The sequence below is a fragment of the Streptomyces carpinensis genome, from assembly GCF_002154505.1.
Classification (GTDB): Bacteria; Actinomycetota; Actinomycetes; order Streptomycetales; family Streptomycetaceae; genus Streptomyces; species Streptomyces carpinensis.
Map to the genome: position 1 here is coordinate 442 of NZ_MUBM01000676.1, position 1964 is coordinate 2405.

2 protein-coding genes are annotated in these 1964 nt (G+C 73.1%); both read right to left on the bottom strand.

What is annotated here, in order from left to right; translation table 11 throughout:
• Positions 1-509 (bottom strand): adenylate cyclase regulatory domain-containing protein (locus tag BZY54_RS54380; RefSeq protein WP_279634783.1); only part of this gene is annotated, 509 nt, incomplete at its 3' end.
• A 192-nt stretch (positions 510-701) separates the two neighbouring features.
• Positions 702-1595, bottom strand: a complete 894-nt coding sequence (locus BZY54_RS47825) for a biotin--[acetyl-CoA-carboxylase] ligase (protein ID WP_086731521.1) — start codon at positions 1593-1595, stop codon at positions 702-704.
• Positions 1596-1964: the final 369 nt, after the last annotated feature.

Genomic DNA, 1964 nt, shown 5'->3' on the forward strand with positions numbered 1-1964 from the left:
CCCGCCGAGGCGGCCAGCTGCCGGCGCCAGACGTAGACCAGGAACTCCTCCAGCTCGGGCAGCAGCAGCTCGACGATCGGGTACGTCACCTCGGTGCGCGTCATGCCCGGCTCGGGCGGCTCGGTCAGTCCCTCCAGGAAGGAGTCCATCTGCCATTCGGCCAACCGGGCGGTGGTCTGCCCGGTGGACCGCGCCACCTGCACGGCCATGGCCTCGCTGAGCAGGCCGGCCTCGACCAGACCGGCGAGACGCCGCAGGGCCAGTACGTCGGCCTCCGTCAGCGCCTTGGCCTGGCCGATGTCGGCGAAGCCCATGGCCCGCCAGAAGCGGGAGGCCAACTCCATGGAGACGCCGGCGCTGCGGGCCGCCTGGAAGGGGGTGTAGCGCCGCTCCGCGCCCAGGATGAGATGCTCCAGACGCAGCGCGAGCGGGTGCTCGCCGGAGTCGGCGTCGTGGGGGTCCACCCGGCCGTCCCCGTCCGCGCCGGAGCCCGTGTCGTCGACGGTCACGCCTGCTGCCCTTCCGATCTGCCACGGTCAGGTTCGACCGGCCTCAACTCTACGGCAGGTGTGCGCCAGCTCACTCGGTCAGGTCGGGCCGTGGGGTGACCTGACCGGCGTTTTCTCGGCGAGCGGACACGAACGCGGTGAGCGCACCCACCGCGAGGACACCGGCTCCCCACAAGCAACCCGACCCCAGGTTCACGCGGGCCGCAAGTGCACGATGTCGCCCGCCCCCACCGGCTCCTGCACGCCCTTCTCCGTCGCGAGGACCAGGCGGCCGTCGCCGTCCACCGCTACCGCCTCGCCGACCAGCGACCGCTCGCCCGGCAGCTCGGCGCGCACCCGGCGGCCCAGGGTCGCGCAGCCCGCCGCGTAAGCCTCCTGCAGACCGCTGTCGACCGGGTCGCCCCCGGCGGCCCGCCACCGCCCGTACCAGTCCTCCAGCGAGCGCAGGACGCCGCGCAGCAGGGGGTCGCGGTCCGTGCTCACCGCTCCGGCCAGGCCCAGCGAACCGGCCTGCGGCACGGGCAGTTCGTCCTTCCGGAGCGTGACGTTGATACCGACGCCGATGACCACGCCACCGTCGCCGGCTCGCTCCACCAGGATGCCGCCGGCCTTGCGTTCCTCGCCGCCGACCGTCACGAGCAGGTCGTTCGGCCACTTCAGCGCCGTGTCGACCCCGCCGGCCCGGGCCAGCCCGGTCGCCACCGCGACCCCGGTGAGCAGCGGCAGCCAGCCCCAGCGGGCGACCGGCACGTCGGTGGGCCGCAGCAGCACCGAGAAGAAGAGACCGGAGCGGGCCGGTGCGGTCCACCGGCGGTCCAGGCGGCCCCGCGCGGCCGTCTGTTCCTCGGCGATCAGGACGGCGCCCTCGGCCGCACCGCCGGACTCGGCACGGGCCACCAGATCGGCGTTGGTGGAACCGGTGCGCTCCACCACGTCCACCTGGGACCACAGGCCGCCCTCGCGAACCAGCCCGCGCCGCAGCGCGCCGGCGTTCAGCGGCGGGCGGTCGAGGTCTGACCAGCGGCCGCCTCCCGAGGAGTCGCCGGGGTTCTCGGGGCTGTTGTCTGCTGCATCTCGCGGCGTCATGCAAGCCACCCTAGGGTCTCTCGTCTGGATCAGGCCGGACAGGGAGCGGCGGTCTGGTCCGTGCAGCTGCGGGGCGGATGAGGGCGCAGACGCGGGCGTCGGCAACCGGCGACAACGCCGCTGGGGGCACCGCCCACGCCCTTGAGGCAATAGGGGAACGCGTGCCAGGCTCCACGAGCCCGGCATGATCCGAACAAGAGGCCCTGGGTGTGGCCAACGCCGCACTGCCGAACGGTGGGCGTGACACTACGCTACGCCTGAGTAACCGTCCCCCCTTTTGAGCAGGCAGGGAGCCGCATCCCGATGTCCGAGCCGGAAGAGCGTCAAGAGATCCAAGGGATCGACATTCACACGACCGCGGGCAAGCTC